At 73.0% G+C, this 15219-nt stretch carries 14 protein-coding genes; 7 read left to right on the forward strand and 7 right to left on the reverse strand.

The features are described 5' to 3' along the window. The first annotated feature begins 118 nt into the window (after positions 1 to 118). On the forward strand, positions 119 to 670 hold the full coding sequence (locus ACIBNA_RS13935) for a LysR substrate-binding domain-containing protein (RefSeq protein WP_399165433.1): 552 nt from the start codon (positions 119 to 121) through the stop codon (positions 668 to 670). 5 nt (positions 671 to 675) lie between these two features. Here ACIBNA_RS13935 and ACIBNA_RS13940 read toward each other — a convergent pair whose 3' ends face one another. Further along, positions 676 to 2148, reverse strand: a complete 1473-nt coding sequence (locus ACIBNA_RS13940; protein WP_399165434.1) for a ketol-acid reductoisomerase — start codon at positions 2146 to 2148, stop codon at positions 676 to 678. An 83-nt stretch (positions 2149 to 2231) separates the two neighbouring features. Between ACIBNA_RS13940 and ilvY the strand changes: the two genes are divergently transcribed. Then, complete coding sequence (ilvY, locus tag ACIBNA_RS13945; RefSeq protein WP_399165435.1) at positions 2232 to 3083, forward strand: HTH-type transcriptional activator IlvY; 852 nt, start codon at positions 2232 to 2234, stop codon at positions 3081 to 3083. A 7-nt stretch (positions 3084 to 3090) separates the two neighbouring features. Here the strand turns inward: ilvY and ACIBNA_RS13950 are convergent, their stop codons facing one another. Together ACIBNA_RS13950 and ACIBNA_RS13955 are read right to left on the reverse strand one after the other, a co-directional pair. Continuing rightward, positions 3091 to 4341, reverse strand: coding sequence for an ROK family protein (locus tag ACIBNA_RS13950; protein WP_399165436.1), 1251 nt, complete (start codon positions 4339 to 4341; stop codon positions 3091 to 3093). 36 nt (positions 4342 to 4377) lie between these two features. Beyond that, the gene (locus ACIBNA_RS13955) at positions 4378 to 5019 is read right to left on the reverse strand and encodes an alpha-ketoglutarate-dependent dioxygenase AlkB family protein (RefSeq protein ID WP_399165437.1); all 642 of its coding nucleotides are present in this window, start codon (positions 5017 to 5019) and stop codon (positions 4378 to 4380) included. Positions 5020 to 5087: 68 nt separating this feature from the next. Here ACIBNA_RS13955 and ACIBNA_RS13960 point away from each other — a divergent pair, with 68 nt between their 5' ends. Further along, entirely contained in the window at positions 5088 to 6221 is a 1134-nt protein-coding gene (locus tag ACIBNA_RS13960) for a methyltransferase (RefSeq protein ID WP_399165438.1), read from the forward strand. On the opposite strand, the gene ACIBNA_RS13965 is transcribed toward ACIBNA_RS13960, so the two are convergent. Both ACIBNA_RS13965 and ACIBNA_RS13970 read right to left on the reverse strand, forming a co-directional pair. Beyond that, a complete protein-coding gene (locus ACIBNA_RS13965) occupies positions 6211 to 7071 on the reverse strand; it encodes a ketose-bisphosphate aldolase (RefSeq protein ID WP_399165439.1) in 861 nt (286 codons plus the stop codon). The two genes, ACIBNA_RS13960 and ACIBNA_RS13965, sit on opposite strands and share 11 nt — an antisense overlap. A gap of 13 nt (positions 7072 to 7084) precedes the next feature. Further along, on the reverse strand, positions 7085 to 7966 hold the full coding sequence (locus ACIBNA_RS13970; RefSeq protein ID WP_399165440.1) for an SIS domain-containing protein: 882 nt from the start codon (positions 7964 to 7966) through the stop codon (positions 7085 to 7087). A gap of 118 nt (positions 7967 to 8084) precedes the next feature. On the opposite strand from ACIBNA_RS13970, the gene ACIBNA_RS13975 reads away from it, so the two are divergent. Both ACIBNA_RS13975 and ACIBNA_RS13980 read left to right on the forward strand, forming a co-directional pair. Further along, on the forward strand, positions 8085 to 8864 hold the full coding sequence (locus ACIBNA_RS13975) for a DeoR/GlpR family DNA-binding transcription regulator (RefSeq protein ID WP_399165441.1): 780 nt from the start codon (positions 8085 to 8087) through the stop codon (positions 8862 to 8864). Between the two features lie 156 nt (positions 8865 to 9020). Continuing rightward, complete coding sequence (locus ACIBNA_RS13980; RefSeq protein WP_399165442.1) at positions 9021 to 10856, forward strand: glycoside hydrolase family 15 protein; 1836 nt, start codon at positions 9021 to 9023, stop codon at positions 10854 to 10856. Positions 10857 to 10859: 3 nt separating this feature from the next. Here ACIBNA_RS13980 and ACIBNA_RS13985 read toward each other — a convergent pair whose 3' ends face one another. Then, positions 10860 to 11819 carry a hypothetical protein gene (locus ACIBNA_RS13985; protein WP_399165443.1) on the reverse strand — a complete coding sequence of 320 codons (960 nt, stop codon included), beginning with the start codon at positions 11817 to 11819 and terminating at the stop codon, positions 10860 to 10862. A 194-nt stretch (positions 11820 to 12013) separates the two neighbouring features. On the opposite strand from ACIBNA_RS13985, the gene ACIBNA_RS13990 reads away from it, so the two are divergent. Both ACIBNA_RS13990 and ACIBNA_RS13995 read left to right on the forward strand, forming a co-directional pair. After that, the gene (locus ACIBNA_RS13990; protein WP_399165444.1) at positions 12014 to 12226 is read left to right on the forward strand and encodes a heavy-metal-associated domain-containing protein; all 213 of its coding nucleotides are present in this window, start codon (positions 12014 to 12016) and stop codon (positions 12224 to 12226) included. Positions 12227 to 12229: 3 nt separating this feature from the next. Beyond that, positions 12230 to 14482 (forward strand): heavy metal translocating P-type ATPase, encoded by a 2253-nt coding sequence (locus tag ACIBNA_RS13995; protein WP_399165445.1) that lies wholly within the window; start codon positions 12230 to 12232, stop codon positions 14480 to 14482. Positions 14483 to 14495: 13 nt separating this feature from the next. Here the strand turns inward: ACIBNA_RS13995 and ACIBNA_RS14000 are convergent, their stop codons facing one another. Further along, a complete protein-coding gene (locus ACIBNA_RS14000; RefSeq protein ID WP_399165447.1) occupies positions 14496 to 15152 on the reverse strand; it encodes a class I SAM-dependent methyltransferase in 657 nt (218 codons plus the stop codon). Between the last annotated feature and the right edge of the window lie 67 nt (positions 15153 to 15219).

Below are 15219 nucleotides of genomic sequence, written 5' to 3' on the forward strand. Positions count from 1 at the left end.
CGAGGGCCGCGGTGGCGCGCGCCGGGCAGGTCAAGCCAGTCCACCTCGCCGGGCCGTCCGAGCCGCTGTGCACCCGGGTGCTGCCGGCCCTCGCGCCGCTGGTCGCCTCCGGGTCCGGTTGCGCGTCACGCAGGGGCCGACCGATCCGCTCCCGGAGGACCTGCGCGCCGGGCCGCACGACCTGGAGGTCGCGACGCGGCGACCGCGTGGCCGTGCCCTGGCCTCGGCGCCGCTGACCGACGAGGAGTCACTGCTGGTCGCGGCCCGCTCCTGGACGCGCCGGGTCGAAGGCCGGTCCTGGGACGAGCTCCGCACCGCGCTCCGGGACGTCCCGCTGGTCCCTTACGCCGGGGACCTGTCCATCGTGCGCCGCTCCTGGCGGCCGGTCCTCGGCAGGCAGCTCGCCGCCCGCGCGGCGCTCACCGTGCCGCACCTCTACGCCGTGCTGTCCGCGGTGACCGCGGGCGCGGGCTACAGCGTGCCGCCCCGGTTCACTGTGCGAGGAGAACCCGGGCTCGGGCCGCCTCGTCCTGCTGCACGAGGCGGCGGAACCGCCGCTGAACACGCTGTTCCTGGTCCAGCGGCCGGGCGCCGACGGCAACCCGGACGTGGTCCGGGTCCGCGACTGTCTTCAGCGGGCGGCCGGCGACTGGCTAGTCGCGCGCGGTGACCGGTTCAGGTCACCGAGATGTCCACGGAGGGTCGCAGCTTCGCCGCCGCGGCCAGGGCCTCGTGCACGGGGTGGGCGGCGAAGGCCGCGAGCAGGGCCGAGTCCGCCGGGTGGTCGGCGGCCGGGTAGGCGATCTGCTCGTAGGCGGCGTGGAAGCGCGGGCCCCAGCGGCGGGCGCCGAGGCGGGCCGTGCGGGAGCAGTTGTCGACCATGTAGGCCACGTCCCGCGCGTGCATGTACGGCAGCAGCGAGTCGACGGCCTCGATGACGGACTCGTTGACGATCTCCGACCAAGGGTGCCCGCGCTCGGCGAACTCGTCGATCTGGGCGGTCATGGTGGCGACGAACACGCCGGCGGTGAACGGGTCGACGGGCAGGTCGCGGGTGTCGCGCCGGGCCCGCACCCGATCGCTCACCGACCACATCGGGGATCCCCCGATCCGGCTCATCGGACGTGCGCCGAGCCGTCGTTCGGCAAGGATCACGCTGCGCAGTTCGGTCCCGTCGGCCACCTCGTCGTAGATCTCCGCGACGATCTCGCGCGCGGGGGCGTAGGTGGCCGTGTACGCCCGGTCGAAGACGTCCCGGCCCGCCTGGTCGAGGCCCTCGCGCACGGCCCGCAGTCCGGCTCGCGAGATGGTGCGGGCGATCGGGCCGGTGACGTTCTCGCAGGACCGTTCGTACGCCGTCACCTCGTCGTCGCCGGCGAGGCGGTAGCGGGTGTGGAGGCTTTCGACGATGCCGTGGACGGCGCCGAGCAGGATGGCGCGTTCGCCGACAATGTCGGAGAGGTATTCGCTGTCGAGCGTGGTGCGGAAGGTGTACGGCGAGCCGAGCGCCACGGACCAGCCGAGCGCCAGGTCGACGGCCCGTCCGTCGGGGTCGGCGTGCACGGCGAAACTGCTGTTGATCCCGGCGCCGTTGACGTGCGCGCCCTGCTCGTAGAGCCGCCGCACCGAGTCGCCCATGCCCTTGGGGCACACGGCGATCACCCCGTGTCCCGGCGGGAACTCACCGCCCGTTTCCCGCAGATGACCGAGCAGGAAGCCGTGTGAGAGGCCGATGACGGCGCCGGCTTTGAGGGCAGCGAAGATCTCCTCGTGATGGGCTGCGAGTGCGGCGTCGGCGATCAGCAGGATCACCAGGTCGCTGTCCGCGGCGACCGCGAGCCAGTCGCCGAGCGTGCCGTCGTCCTCGGTGAAGCCGTGGGCGCGGGCATCGGCGAGGGAGGAAGAGCCGGGGCGCAGTCCGACGGCCACCCGGATGTCCGTGCCGGCCAGGGAGTCGCGGAGATTGAGGGCCTGCGCACGTCCCTGGGGTCCCCAGCCGAGGACACCGATGCGCCGGATCCCCGCGAAGGCCTGCGGGAGCAGCGGGAAGAGGTGCCGCCCGCCCCGCAGGACGGTCTCGGTGCCGCCGGGCACGTCCATGGTGTCGAGGGGGAAGACGCGGGAGGTGTACGTGGTCGTCGAGGTCATGGTCGAGTTGTAGGCTCGGCCGGAGCGTTGCGGCAAGCGCAACTTGTGCAGCGCCCTGTTGCACCGAATGAAAGGCGCAGGCCGTGCGGGACGATCACCGGGAGCTGCGACTGTTCCTGCATCTGGCGCAGACGCTCAACTTCGGCCGGACGAGTCTGGACTGTCACGTCAGCCCGGCGACGCTGACCCGGACCGTGCAGCGGCTGGAGGCGGACCTCGGGCACCGGCTGTTCGACCGGGGGCCGCGCGGGGTGTCGCTGACGGCGGAGGGGCACCGCTTCCGCGAGTACGCCGTGCGGGCACTGGAGTTGTGGCGCGCCTACCGCGAGGAGCATCCCGACCCGGCCGAACTCACGGGCCGCCTCGCCCTGTTCGCCACGGTGACCGCCTGTCAGGCACTGCTGCCCGGGCTGCTGGCCCCGTTCCGCGCGGCGCACCCGCAGGTGCGGCTCGATCTGCGTACCGGGGACGCTGCGGCGGCCCTGGCCCGGCTGGACGAGGGCGAGGTCGACGCGGCCGTGGCGGGAATTCCGCCACGACTGCCGGAGCCGCTGGTGAGCCGCACGGTCGCGGTGACCGAGCTGGTCCTGGTCACGGCCCGCGACCGGCCGGATCCCGGGCTCGACGGGCCTTTCGTCCTCCCCCACCGCGGCCTGGTCCGCGATGCCGCAGATCGCTGGTTCCGCGCGCGGGGCACGGCACCCGACGTGGCCTGTGAACCGGACGGCCACGAAGGGCTGCTCACGCTGGTCGCGCTGGGCTGCGGTACGGGCGTGGTGCCGCGCCTGGTGCTGGAGCACAGCGCGGTGCGGGACCGGCTGGCGGTGGTGCCGGCCGATCCGGCGCCGGAGCCGTTCCCGATCGGGCTGTGCGTACGGCGGGCCGATCTGCGGCGGCCGCTGGTGGCGGCGCTGTGGAGTCCGGCTCGGGGGTGACGCCGCGTCACCGCTGTTCGGTCAGCGCTCCCAGGGGATCGTCCAGGACCGGCTGCCACGCCAGTTCCGCGGCCCCGACCAGGCTGTTGTGGTCCAGGGTGCACGCGAGGATCGGGACGCCACCGCTCTGGCCCCACAGGCTGCGGTCGGCGACGACCGCGCGGAGGCGGCCGGGGTCGGCGTCCAGGAGGGTGCGGTGCAGGCCGCCGAGGATGATGCGGTCCGGGTTGAGGATGTTGACGAGACCGGCGAGTCCGAGGCCGAGCCGGTCGATGAGGGTCTCGGTGGCGGCGCGGACGCCCGGGTCGTCGTAGTGGTGGCGGATCAGGTCGATGGACTGCTGGAGCAGGGACACCTCGGGTCCCGGTTCGCGTCCCGCCGCCGTGAGGAAGGCCAGCGGGTCGGTCTCCACGTCCAGGCAGCCGCGGCTGCCGCAGTGGCAGGGGCGGCCCTCGGGGTGCACGGTGAGGTGGCCGACCTCCAGTGCCAGGCCCGAACTGCCCCGGTGGAGGCGGCCGTCGAGGACGAGCGCGCCGCCGACGCCCCGGTGGCCGGTGGCCACGCACAGCAGGTCGCGGGCGCCGCGTCCGGCGCCGTGCCGGTGTTCGGCGAGCGCGGCGAGGTTGACGTCGTTCGCGGCGAACGCGGGCCCGTCGAGGCCGGCCGCGCGCACCTGCTCGGCGAAGATGTCCCGGACGGGCGCGCCCGCGGGCCAGGCCAGGTGCAGCGGGTTCAGTGCCAGGCCTTCGGGTTCGGCGACCGCGGAGGGGACGGCCAGTCCCGCGCCCACGCATCGCCGCCCGGTCTCCCGCAGCAGCTCGGCGCCCGCCATGACGACGGAGGCCAGCACCTTCGCCGGATCGGCGTCGACGACCTCGCAGCCCGGCGCGGTGGCGATGATCCGGCCGCCCAGTCCGACCAGCGCCGCCCGGAACCCGTCGGCGTGCACCTGCGCGGCGAGCGCGACGGGCCCGTCCTCGGCGACGGCCAGCCGGTGGGAGGGGCGGCCCTGCGAACCCGCTGCCGCGCCGGGCCGGGCGTCGACGCGGATCAGTCCGAGAGCCTCCAGTTCGGCGGCGACCGCTCCGGCCGTCGCCCGTGTCACCCCGAGCTCGGCGGTGAGTACGGCCCGGGTCGGCGCGCGTCCGGTGTGCACGAGCTCCAGCGCGGGTCCGAGCGCTCCGCGCCCCCGGTCCAGCCGCGCCCTCGTCGAGGTGCTCCCATCCCCCGCCTGCCGGGGGTCCGCCTTCCCGCTCATGAGGGCGAGTCTCCCATGATCCGTAGGGCCGGCGGCTTACAGGCCGCTGACCCGGAGCGTGATGTTGAGCCGTCCGCTCAGGCCCAGCCCGGGCGGTGCCGTGCCTCCGTGTACCCGGGGGACCCCGTGGTAGGCGAGCCGGGACGGGCCGCCGAAGACGAACAGGTCGCCGCTGCGCAGCTCGACGTCGGTCCAGGGCCGGGTGCGGGTCTCGGTGTTGCCGAAGCGGAACACGCAGGTGTCGCCGAGGCTCAGCGACACCACCGGCGCGTCCGACTTCTCGTCGCTGTCGCGGTGCATGCCCATCCGGGCGTCGGCGTCGTAGAAGTTGATGAGGGCGATGTCGTACGCAGGCGCCGGTACCCCGAGTGTGTCCCGCACCGCCCGGCGGCCCAGCTCCCCCAGCCACTCGGGGAACGGCTTCACCGGGGTGCCGTCGCCGTCGACGACCGTGCGGGCGTAGGCGTAGGGGTGCCAGTGCCAGCCGAGACAGACCTGCCGGGCGGTCATGGTGCCGCCGCCGGGGGTGCGGACCGTGCGCAGCCCTGCCGGTGGGCGCGCCCACGCGCGGCAGGCCTCCAGCAGCTCGCGCTGACGCTCGGCGTCCAGCCAGTCCGGCATGTGCACCGCGCCCGGCGCCACCTGCGTACGGGCTCTGGGGAACAGTTCGCCGTCCATGCCTCCCATCCTCCCCGACCTGGGCTGAGCTGCGGCTCCGCTAGCCTGGACGCACGATGAACGACCGTATGACGACGCCCTGGGGCGAGCTCGCGCTGACCCGTTTCCCCGAGGACCCACGCGACAAGCTGCGTGCCTGGGACGCCTCCGACGAGTACCTGCTGAGGTATTTGGCGCGGGAGGGGGTCCCGCTGTCGGGCACGGTCGTGGTCGTCGGGGACCGCTGGGGTGCCCTGGTCACGGCGCTCGCGGAGCACCGGCCGGCGCAGATCACGGATTCCCACCTGACCCAGGAGGCGACCCGGGCCAACCTCGCGCGGCACGCCGTCGAGCCCGGCGCGGTCCGGCTGCTCACCACGCAGGATCCGCCACCCGGCCGTGTCGACGTTCTCCTCGTGCGGGTACCGAAGAGTCTGGCGCTGCTGGAGGACCAGTTGCTGCGGCTGGCGCCGGCGGTGCACGCGGGGACGGTCGTCGTGGGCACGGGCATGGTGAAGGAGATCCACACCTCGACGCTGCGGCTGTTCGAGCGGATCCTCGGCCCGACCCGCACCTCGCTCGCCGAGAAGAAGGCCCGGCTGATCTTCTGCACGCCGGATCCCGCGCTGGAGCGGCCCGCCAATCCGTGGCCGTACGTCTACACGCTCCCGGACGGCATCGGCCCGGCGTCGGGGCGCACGGTCGTGAACCACGCGGGGGTCTTCTGCGCCGACCGGCTCGACATCGGTACGCGGTTCTTCCTGGAGCATCTGCCCAGTGGCGGGGGCGGCCGGCGGGCGGTGGACCTGGGCTGCGGCAACGGCGTGGTCGGCACGGCGGTGGGGCTGGCCGACCCGGCGGCCGAGGTGCTGTTCGTGGACGAGTCGTTCCAGGCCGTGGCCTCGGCGGAGGCGACGTACAAGGCGAACGGCGTGCCGGGGCACGCGGAGTTCCGGGTCGGCGACGGGCTGGCGGGCGTGCCGTCCGGCAGTGTCGACCTGGTCCTGAACAACCCGCCGTTCCACTCCCACCAGGCGACGACGGACGCCACGGCCTGGCGGATGTTCACCGGGGCGCGGCGTGCGCTGCGGCCGGGCGGCGAGCTGTGGGTGATCGGCAACCGGCATCTGGGCTACCACGTGAAGCTGCGGAAGATGTTCGGCAACAGCCGGCTGGTGGCGAGCGACCCGAAGTTCGTGGTGCTGAAGGCAGTCAAGCGGTAGCCGCGCCGAGGGTCCGCAGGGTCCTCGCCACCGCCCGGGTCATGGCCTCCCGCGCGACCGTCAGGTAGCCGCGCGGGTCGACCGCTTCGGGGCGGTCGGCGAGGAAGTCCCGGATCGCGCCGGTCATTGCGATGTTCAGGGCCGTGCCGATGTTGACCTTGGTGATGCCGCCCGCGACCGCCGCCGTGAGTTCGCCGTCCGGGACGCCGGAGGAGCCGTGCAGGACGAGCGGGACGTCCACAGCGGCCGACAGTTGTTTGAGCAGGGCGTGGTCGAGGGTGGCGGTGCGGGTGGTCATGGCGTGGGCGCTGCCGATGGCGACGGCCAGGGCGTCCACACCCGAGTCGGCGACGAAGGCCCGGGCCTCGTCGGGGTCGGTGCGGGCGCCCGGGGCGTGGGCGTCCAGCGGGGGTCTGCCGTTCTTGCCGCCGATCTGCCCCAACTCTGCCTCGATCCAAAGCTCTTGGGCGTGTGCCCAGTCGACCGCCGCCCGGGTCGCGGCGAGATTCTCCGCGTAGGGCAGCCGGGCCGCGTCGTACATCACGGAGCTGAAGCCGGCCTCCGCGGCCTGGTGCAGCAGGGTCTCGCTCTGCACGTGGTCGAGGTGCAACGCGACCGGTACGGCGGCCCGTTCGGCCGCTGCGACGGCCGCGCGGGCGAGCGGGAGCAGCTGTCCGCCGTGGAACCTGACCGCGTTCTCACTGACCTGGAGCACGACGGGGGCGGGCACGGACTCGGCGCCCGCGATGACGGCCTCGACGTGTTCCAGCGTGATGACGTTGAAGGAGGCGACGGCGGAACGGGCCGCGGCGGCACGGGTGATGAGCTCGCCGGTGGTGGTGAGGGGCACGGTGCCTCCGAGGTCAGTGGGCGAGGATCACCGAGCGGGTGAGATGGCGCGGCTGGTCCGGGTCGAGGCCGCGTGCTGCGGCGACGGCGACCGCGAGGCGCTGGGCGCGGACGAGTTCGGCGAGCGGGTCCAGGGCTCCGGCGATCCACAACGCGCCCGTGCCGCGCACCTGTTCGGCGAGTCCGTCCGGCGCGTCCCCGAACATCCAGGTCGCGGTGCCGCTCGTGGTGACGCTGATGGGGCCGTGCCGGTACTCCATCGCCGGGTAGGCCTCCGCCCAGGACAGCGACGCCTCGCGCATCTTCAGCCCGGCCTCGTTGGCCAGGCCGACGGTCCAGCCGCGTCCCAGGAAGGTGAACTGGGCGCAGTCGACCAGGCCTTCGGGCAGGGGCTCCGCCAGGGCCGTGCGCGCGTCGGTGACGGCGGTCTCGGAGTGGAGCCCGAGGTGGGCGCGGAGCAGGGTGAGGGCCGTGGTGGCGAACCGGGTCTGTACGACGGAGCGTTCGTCCGCGAAGTCGAGGATCGCGAGGTCGTCGGCGGCCGTCCTGACGGGTGTGTGCGGGTCGGCGGTGATCGCGGTGGTGCGGGTACGGCCCTTCAGCCTGCCGAGCAGATCGAGGACTTCGGTCGTGGTGCCGGAGCGGGTGAGGGCGACGACCCGGTCGTAGGCGCGGCCGTACGGGAACTCCGAGGCGGCGAACGCGTCGGTCTCGCCCTGGCCCGCGTCCTCGCGCAGGGCCGCGGCCGCCTGCGCCATGAAGTACGAGGTGCCGCACCCGACGATCGCGATCCGCTCCCCCGGTGCCGGCAGCACCTCCGCGTCACCGGGCGCCTGTGACGCGGCGCGTGTCCAGCACTCGGGCTGGCTGGTCAGCTCGTCCTCGACATGCGTCATGCCGCATCCTCCGCTCTGATTGTTCCTGCAAGATATCGCCAGCTTTCGAGCATCATCAAGCATTCGGGCCGATCGGGTGCGCTAGGGTCGCGCCGGAGATCGAGACGTGGAGGTGCGGATGTCGCGCGACGCCCGCTGGAAGGCGCTGCTGGAACTGCTCGTCGAGCGCGGCCGGCTGGACGTCGAGGAGGCGGCCGGGGAGCTCGGGGTGTCGGCGGCGACGATCCGCCGCGACTTCGACCGGCTCGCCGAGCAGCAGATGCTGGTGCGCACGCGGGGCGGCGCGGTGGTGCACGGCGTGTCGTACGAGCTGCCGCTGCGCTACAAGACGGCCCGGCGCGCCTCCGAGAAGCAGCGCATCGCGAAGGCCGTGGCGGACCTGGTCGCGCCCGGTGAGGCGGTCGGGCTGACCGGCGGTACGACCACCACCGAGGTCGCGCGGGCCCTGGCCGTGCGCGGAGACCTGACGTCGGTCTCGCCCGCGCTGACCGTCGTGACGAACGCGCTGAACATCGCGAGCGAGCTGGCCGTGCGGCCCCAGTTCAAGATCGTGCTGACCGGCGGGGTGGCGCGGGCCCAGTCGTACGAGCTGGTCGGGCCGCTCGCGGACGCGGTGCTCGGGCAGATCACCGTCGACGTGGCGGTGCTCGGCGTGGTCGCCTTCGACGTCACGCACGGGGCCGCGGCGCACGACGAGGCGGAGGCCGCGGTCAACCGGTTGCTGTGCGAACGGGCGGAGCGCGTGGTCGTGGCCGCCGACTCCAGCAAGCTGGGGCAGCGGGCGTTCGCCCGGATCTGCGGCGCCGAGGCGGTGGACACGCTGGTCACGGACACGGCGGCCGACGCGGAGACGGTGCGGCGGTTCGAGGAGGCCGGGCTGCGGGTCGTCACGGTGTGATCCGCGTTCCCGGTCACTTCACCGGCCCTCCCGCCTAGGGGATCTCCGCGGGAGAAGGAGCGGCGTTCGGTGCGTGCCGGGCGTCGCGACGCTGCGGAGATCCATCAGGAGGGCCCTAAGCTGGGGCTGAGGCGCGTACCGGCCAGGGAGGCGGTCATGGGCGGACCAGCGGAGGACCACGACGTGCCGGGCGGCCGGCGGTATCTGCCGATCGCCGAGCACGGGCTGATCGGCGACCTGCGCAGCGTGGCCCTGGTGGGGACCGACGGCACGATCGACTGGTACTGCTGCCCGGCCTTCGACGCACCCAGTGTGTTCGCCTCGATCCTGGACGCGGAGCGCGGCGGCTGCTTCGAACTGGCGGCGGCGGTGCCGGCGCGGACCAAGCAGTTCTACTTCCCCGACACCAATGTCCTGATCACCCGGTTCTTCACCGAGGACGGCGTCGGCGAGGTGCAGGACTTCATGCCGGTCGACGGCAAGTCGGCCGAGGCCGAGCGGCACCGGCTGATCCGCAGGGTGGTGTGCGTACGCGGCTCGATCCCCTTCCGTACCCGCGTCGCTCCCCGGTTCGACTACGGCACCCGGCCGCACACCGTCCGGCTGAGCGGTGAGACGGCGATCTTCGAGGCCGAGGGGCTGGCGCTCGCGCTGACCGCGACCATGCCGCTGGAGATGGACGGGCCGGACGTACGCGGGGACTTCAAGCTCTCCGAGGGCGAGTCGGCGGTGTTCGCGCTGGACAAGGTGGGCGGCGACGTGGTGCCCCGCCGGTGTGCGCACACCGAGGCGGAGGAGCAGTTCGCGGCGACGGTGGCGTACTGGCGGCGCTGGCTGTCCGCCTCGAAGTACCGGGGCCGCTGGCGGGAGATGGTGCACCGCTCGGCGCTGACGCTGAAGCTGCTCACCTACGCGCCGACCGGTGCGATCGTGGCCGCGCCGACGACGAGTCTGCCCGAGCAGCTCAGCGGCGAACGCAACTGGGACTACCGGTACGTGTGGGTGCGCGACGCGGCCTTCTGCGTCTACGCCCTGCTACGGCTGGGCTTCACCGGCGAGGCCGAGGCGTTCATGGACTTCGTGACCCGGCACATCAGCCCGGGCGACGGCAAGCCCTCCGGCCCCTTGCAGATCATGTACGGCATCGACGGGCGCACCGAGCTGCCCGAGACGACACTCGACCATCTGGAGGGCCACCAGGGTTCCGCGCCGGTACGGGTCGGCAACGCGGCGGCCGACCAGCTCCAGCTCGACATCTACGGCGCGCTGATCGACTCCATCTACCTCTTCGACAAGTGGGCCAAGCCCATCTCCAGCGACCAGTGGGACGACGTGTGCGCGCTGGTGGACTGGGTGTGCGAGAACTGGGACCAGCCCGACGAGGGGATCTGGGAGACGCGGGGCGGGCGCAAGAACTTCCTGTACTCGCGGCTGATGTGCTGGGTGGCGATCGAGCGGGCCATCCGCATGGCCAACCGGCGCGGCCTGCCCGCCGACCTGCTCCGCTGGCGGGAGAGCCGCGACACGATCTACCGGCGGATCATGAGCCGGGGCTGGTCAAAGGCGCGCCGGGCCTTCGTCCAGCACGAGGACGGCGACGTGCTGGACGCTGCCGTGCTGATGATGCCCCTGACGAAGTTCATCGCCCCGACGGATCCGAAGTGGCTGTCGACGCTGGACGCGCTCACCGAGGAACTGGTCTCCGACTCGCTGGTCTACCGCTACGACCCGCAGGCCAGTCCGGACGGGCTGCGCGGCGACGAGGGCACGTTCTCCATCTGCTCGTTCTGGTACGTCGAGGCCATGGTGCACGCCGGCCGGATCGACGAGGCGCGTCTCGCCTTCGAGAAGATGCTGACGTACGCCAACCATCTCGGCCTGTACGCCGAGGAGATCAGCCACACCGGGGAGCAGCAGGGCAACTTCCCGCAGGCGTTCACGCATCTCGCGCTGATCAGCGCGGCCTTCAACCTGGACCGGGCGCTCGGCTGACGCTCAGTGCCCGTGGCCGTCGTCCGCATGCCCCTCGGGGGTACCGGACCCGGCTGCCGCTCCCCCGGCCCTGACGGTGAACGCCGCCGTGTGGACCTTTCCGTCGTGCTTGAAGTCGAGGAACAGGCGGTAGGAACCGGCGCTGGGGGCCGTGGCCGTGAAGGAGATGTCCGGGCCGGGCCTGGTCTTTCCGTCGCCGGGTTCGCCGTTCGGGTGGACGTGGAGGTAGGCGAGGTCGCCGGAGCGCAGGGCGACGAGGTGGCCGTAGGCGCCGAGGTAGGGCTGGAGGTTCGTGACAGGCTCGCCGGCGCGGGAGACCTTCAGCTTCAGTTCGCTCGCCTTGCCCGGCCGCGGGGCGCCGGACAGCTTCACCTCGTAGCCGTTGGTCGTGGCCGTGGTGCTCGGTGCGGGCAGTTCCTTCGGCCGGTACGGGCCGGAGGCGGCGAGGTCCGCGCCGAGGGTGAGGTTCCGGGCGTCCTTCTTCGCCGGGGTGAAGTCGGCGAAGACGCGGTAGCCGCCCGCGCGGGGCAGGTCGACGGGGGTGCTCCAGGTGCCGTCGGCGGCGCGGGTGGGGTGCAGGTGGCGGTAGGTGACCAGGTCGCGTGAGGCCACGATGAGGTGGAGTTCCTTTTCGTGTTCGCGCTGGTAGGCGGTGACGGCCCGGCCGCTGCCGTCCCTGACCGTGAAGCGCAGCTCGGTCCGCTGCCCGGCGGTGACGCTCGGGGTCTGAAGGTCGAGGGTGTAGCCGTCCTCGGAGATCTGGAGCCCGCCGGCCGGGGGCGTGTCGTGCCCGGTGTGGCCGTCGGCCTCCTCGGGCCTCGCTGCGGGCCGGGTGTGCTCGTCCTCGTGTTTCGGCGGGCCGTCGGCGACGACGGGGGCGATGCCCTGGCCGACGCCGTAGGCCGTGCCGAAGGTCGCAGCCAGGACGGCGGCGAAGGACGTGATCTTCAGTCCGGTGTTCATGGCCGGCATCTCCTTCAGAACCGGGCCGCCCGCTCTTGTGCGGGACCCCTTGCAGCTCACCATACCCCTGGGGGGTATCAAGTCAAGTTGTTCAGTGCTTGCATCCTATACCCCGTGGGGGTATATAGGAACTCGGCGGGGAAAATACCCCCACCCTGTATTCGAGAATCGCGACCGTACCCAGGAGGCACGCCATGCCCGCCACCACCTACGCCGTCTTTGGAATGTCCTGCGGCCACTGCAAGGCCACGCTGACCAAGGTCATCGGCGAGCTGGACGGCGTCAGCGGCGTCGAGGTCGACCTCGCAGGCGGGCACGTCACCGTCACCAGTGCCGCCGAGCCCGACGACGCCCTGATCGCGGAGACCGTCGACGAGGCCGGCTACGAGCTGACCGGGAGGGCATGAGCCATGACCACCGGCACGACCGACACCGGCGCCGAAGTGGAACTCGCCATCGGCGGCATGACCTGCGCCTCCTGCGCGGCGCGCATCGAGAAGAAGCTCAACCGCATGGACGGGGTCACCGCCACCGTCAACTACGCGACCGAGAAGGCGAAGGTCAGCTACGGCGGTGACGTCTCCGTCGGCGACCTGATCGCCACCGTCGAGGCCACCGGGTACACCGCGCAGGAGCCCGCTCCGCCCGCCGGGCAGGAGGGGCAGGCCGAGGAGCCCGACGAACTCCGGCCGCTGCGGGAGCGGTTGGTCACGGCCGTGGTGCTGGCGGTTCCCGTCGTGGCCATGGCCATGATCCCGGCCTTGCAGTTCGAGTACTGGCAGTGGCTGTCGCTCACCCTGGCCGCGCCCGTGGTGACGTACGCGGCGTGGCCCTTCCACAAGGCGGCGTTCACCAACGCGCGGCACGGCGCCGCCACCATGGACACGCTGATCTCGGTGGGCACCTCGGCCGCGTTCCTGTGGTCGCTGTGGGCGCTGTTCCTCGGCACCGCGGGCACGCCGGGCATGACGCACCCCTTCGAGCTGACCATCGAGCGCACGGACGGTGCCGGGAACATCTACCTGGAGGCAGCCGCGGGCGTGACCGCCTTCATCCTGGCCGGGCGGTACTTCGAGGCGCGCGCGAAGCGCAAGGCGGGCGCGGCGCTGCGGGCACTGCTGGAGCTGGGCGCGAAGGACGTCACCGTGCTGCGCGCCGACGGCAGTGAACAGACCGTCCCGGTCGCGGAGTTGCGGGTCGGTGACCGCTTCCTGGTCCGCCCCGGCGAGAAGATCGCCACGGACGGGACGGTGGTCGAGGGCTCCTCCGCCGTGGACGCCTCGATGCTCACCGGCGAGTCCGTGCCGGTGGAGGCGGGCTCGGGCGACCCGGTCACCGGCGCCACGATCAATGTCGGCGGGCGGCTGGTGGTGCGTGCCACGCGCGTCGGTGCCGACACCCAGCTGGCCCGGATGGCCCGGCTGGTGGAGGACGCGCAGAACGGCAAGGCCGCGGCGCAGCGGCTCGCGGACCGGATCTCCGCGGTGTTCGTGCCGGTGGTGATCGCCCTCGCGCTGGGCACCCTGGGCTTCTGGCTCGGCAACGGCGTCGGGCTGACGGCCGCGTTCACCGCCGCGGTCGCCGTCCTCGTCATCGCCTGCCCGTGCGCCCTGGGTCTGGCCACGCCGACCGCGCTGATGGTGGGCACCGGGCGGGGCGCGCAGCTCGGCATCCTCATCAAGGGACCGGAGGTGCTGGAGTCCACACGCCGTGTCGACACCGTCGTCCTCGACAAGACCGGCACCGTCACCACCGGCCGTATGACGCTCCTGGCCGTGCACACCACCGAGGGCACCGACGAGGCCGAGGTGCTGCGGCTGGCCGGGGCGCTGGAGCACTCCTCCGAGCACCCGATCGCCCGTGCCGTCGCCGACGGGGCGCTGGAGAAGCTGGGCTCGCTGCCCACGCCGGAGGACTTCGCCAACGTGCCCGGGCTCGGCGTCCAGGGCGTCGTCGCGGGCCACGCGGTGCTCGCAGGGCGGGAGCGACTGCTGGCCGACTGGGCGATGGAGCTGCCGGAGGGGCTGGCCCGGGCCCGGGCGGCGGCCGAGGACGCCGGGCGCACCGCCATCGCCGTCGCCTGGGACGGTGAGGCGCGCGCGGTGCTGGAGGTCGCCGACGCGGTGAAGGAGACCAGTCCCGAGGCGATCCGGCGGCTGCGCGCCCTCGGACTGACCCCGATCCTGCTGACCGGGGACAACGAGGCGGTGGCCAGGTCCGTCGCCCGCGAGGTCGGCATCGCGCCGGAGCACGTCGTCGCCGAGGTGCTCCCGCAGGACAAGGTCGACGTCGTCAAGCGGCTCCAGGCCGAGGGACGTTCGGTCGCCATGGTCGGCGACGGCGTCAACGACGCGGCGGCTCTCGCCCAGGCCGATCTCGGTCTGGCCATGGGCACCGGCACGGACGCCGCGATCGAGGCCGGCGACCTGACACTCGTGCGAGGCGATCTGCGGGCCGCGGCGGACGCCATCCGGCTCGCCCGCCGCACCCTCGGCACCATCCGCTCCAACCTGTTCTGGGCCTTCGCCTACAACGTGGCGGCCCTGCCGCTGGCCGCGGCCGGTCTGCTCACGCCGATGATCGCCGGGGCGGCCATGGCCTTCTCCTCGGTCTTCGTCGTCGGCAACTCCCTGCGGCTGCGCACGTTCCGCGCCGCGGGTTGAACCAGCCTGTTGGTCAGCGCCGGCGCCACACCAGCGTGTAGCGCCAGAACAGGCGGCGGCGCAGGCGTGCGCCGGGCAGGACGGCCCGGGTCGCGCGGACGATCTCCGGGAAGGCCATGTCCGCCGGACTGGTGCGGGCCGTCATCGAGACGGGGCGAGGCGCCGGGCGGCCCCGGTTCTTGAGCAGGGCCATGACGATGTTGAGTGGGATGGACGCGACCGAGAGCAGGTGGTCGGCGGGCGTCCGCTCCCGGGACACACCGACGATCACCAGCGTGCCGCCGGGTGCCAGACGGTCGCGGAAGGCCTCGAGAGCCTGCGTGAACGGCAGGTGGTGGACCACGGCGACGCAGGTGATGACGTCGTGCGGACCGTCGGGAAGCCCGGCCGGCGCGTCGGCCACGGTGTACGTCACCGGAACCGCCGTGGGGGTCAGCTCCCGCGCCCGGGCCGTGATCTCCGGGTCGGCGTCGACCCCGTGCACCCGCTCGGCGCGGCCGGCCAGCAGCCGGGCGAGATCACCGCTGCCGCACCCCACCTCCAGGGCGCTTCCGACACGCCTGGGGAGCTGCCGCAGGATCCAGCGGTGGAAGTGGGCGTTGTGGTCCCAGGGATGGGCGGCGTGGAAACGGTCGAGTGCGCGCAGGACCCGGCGTGGCAGAGACGTCATGCCCTGTAGTTCAGCAGAGGGTTCAGTCGCCCGACATGGGCACTCGTCAGGTACCGGCTCGCGGGGG

This window comes from Streptomyces sp. NPDC050164 (genome assembly GCF_044459945.1).
In the GTDB taxonomy this organism is placed as follows: Bacteria; Actinomycetota; Actinomycetes; order Streptomycetales; family Streptomycetaceae; genus Streptomyces; species Streptomyces coeruleorubidus_A.

Excerpts from the sequence above, each read along its gene's own strand:
- ACIBNA_RS13955 (WP_399165437.1), bottom strand. The coding sequence starts at position 5,019 with ATGGACGGCGAACTGTTCCCCAGAGCCCGTACGCAGGTGGCGCCGGGC.
- ACIBNA_RS14000 (WP_399165447.1), bottom strand. The coding sequence starts at position 15,152 with ATGACGTCTCTGCCACGCCGGGTCCTGCGCGCACTCGACCGTTTCCAC.
- ACIBNA_RS13985 (WP_399165443.1), bottom strand. The coding sequence starts at position 11,819 with ATGAACACCGGACTGAAGATCACGTCCTTCGCCGCCGTCCTGGCTGCG.
- ACIBNA_RS13940 (WP_399165434.1), bottom strand. The coding sequence starts at position 2,148 with ATGACCTCGACGACCACGTACACCTCCCGCGTCTTCCCCCTCGACACC.
- ACIBNA_RS13990 (WP_399165444.1), top strand. The coding sequence starts at position 12,014 with ATGCCCGCCACCACCTACGCCGTCTTTGGAATGTCCTGCGGCCACTGC.
- ACIBNA_RS13975 (WP_399165441.1), top strand. The coding sequence starts at position 8,085 with ATGTCGCGCGACGCCCGCTGGAAGGCGCTGCTGGAACTGCTCGTCGAG.
- ACIBNA_RS13950 (WP_399165436.1), bottom strand. The coding sequence starts at position 4,341 with ATGAGCGGGAAGGCGGACCCCCGGCAGGCGGGGGATGGGAGCACCTCG.
- ACIBNA_RS13960 (WP_399165438.1), top strand. The coding sequence starts at position 5,088 with ATGACGACGCCCTGGGGCGAGCTCGCGCTGACCCGTTTCCCCGAGGAC.
- ACIBNA_RS13980 (WP_399165442.1), top strand. The coding sequence starts at position 9,021 with ATGGGCGGACCAGCGGAGGACCACGACGTGCCGGGCGGCCGGCGGTAT.
- ACIBNA_RS13995 (WP_399165445.1), top strand. The coding sequence starts at position 12,230 with ATGACCACCGGCACGACCGACACCGGCGCCGAAGTGGAACTCGCCATC.
- ACIBNA_RS13970 (WP_399165440.1), bottom strand. The coding sequence starts at position 7,966 with ATGACGCATGTCGAGGACGAGCTGACCAGCCAGCCCGAGTGCTGGACA.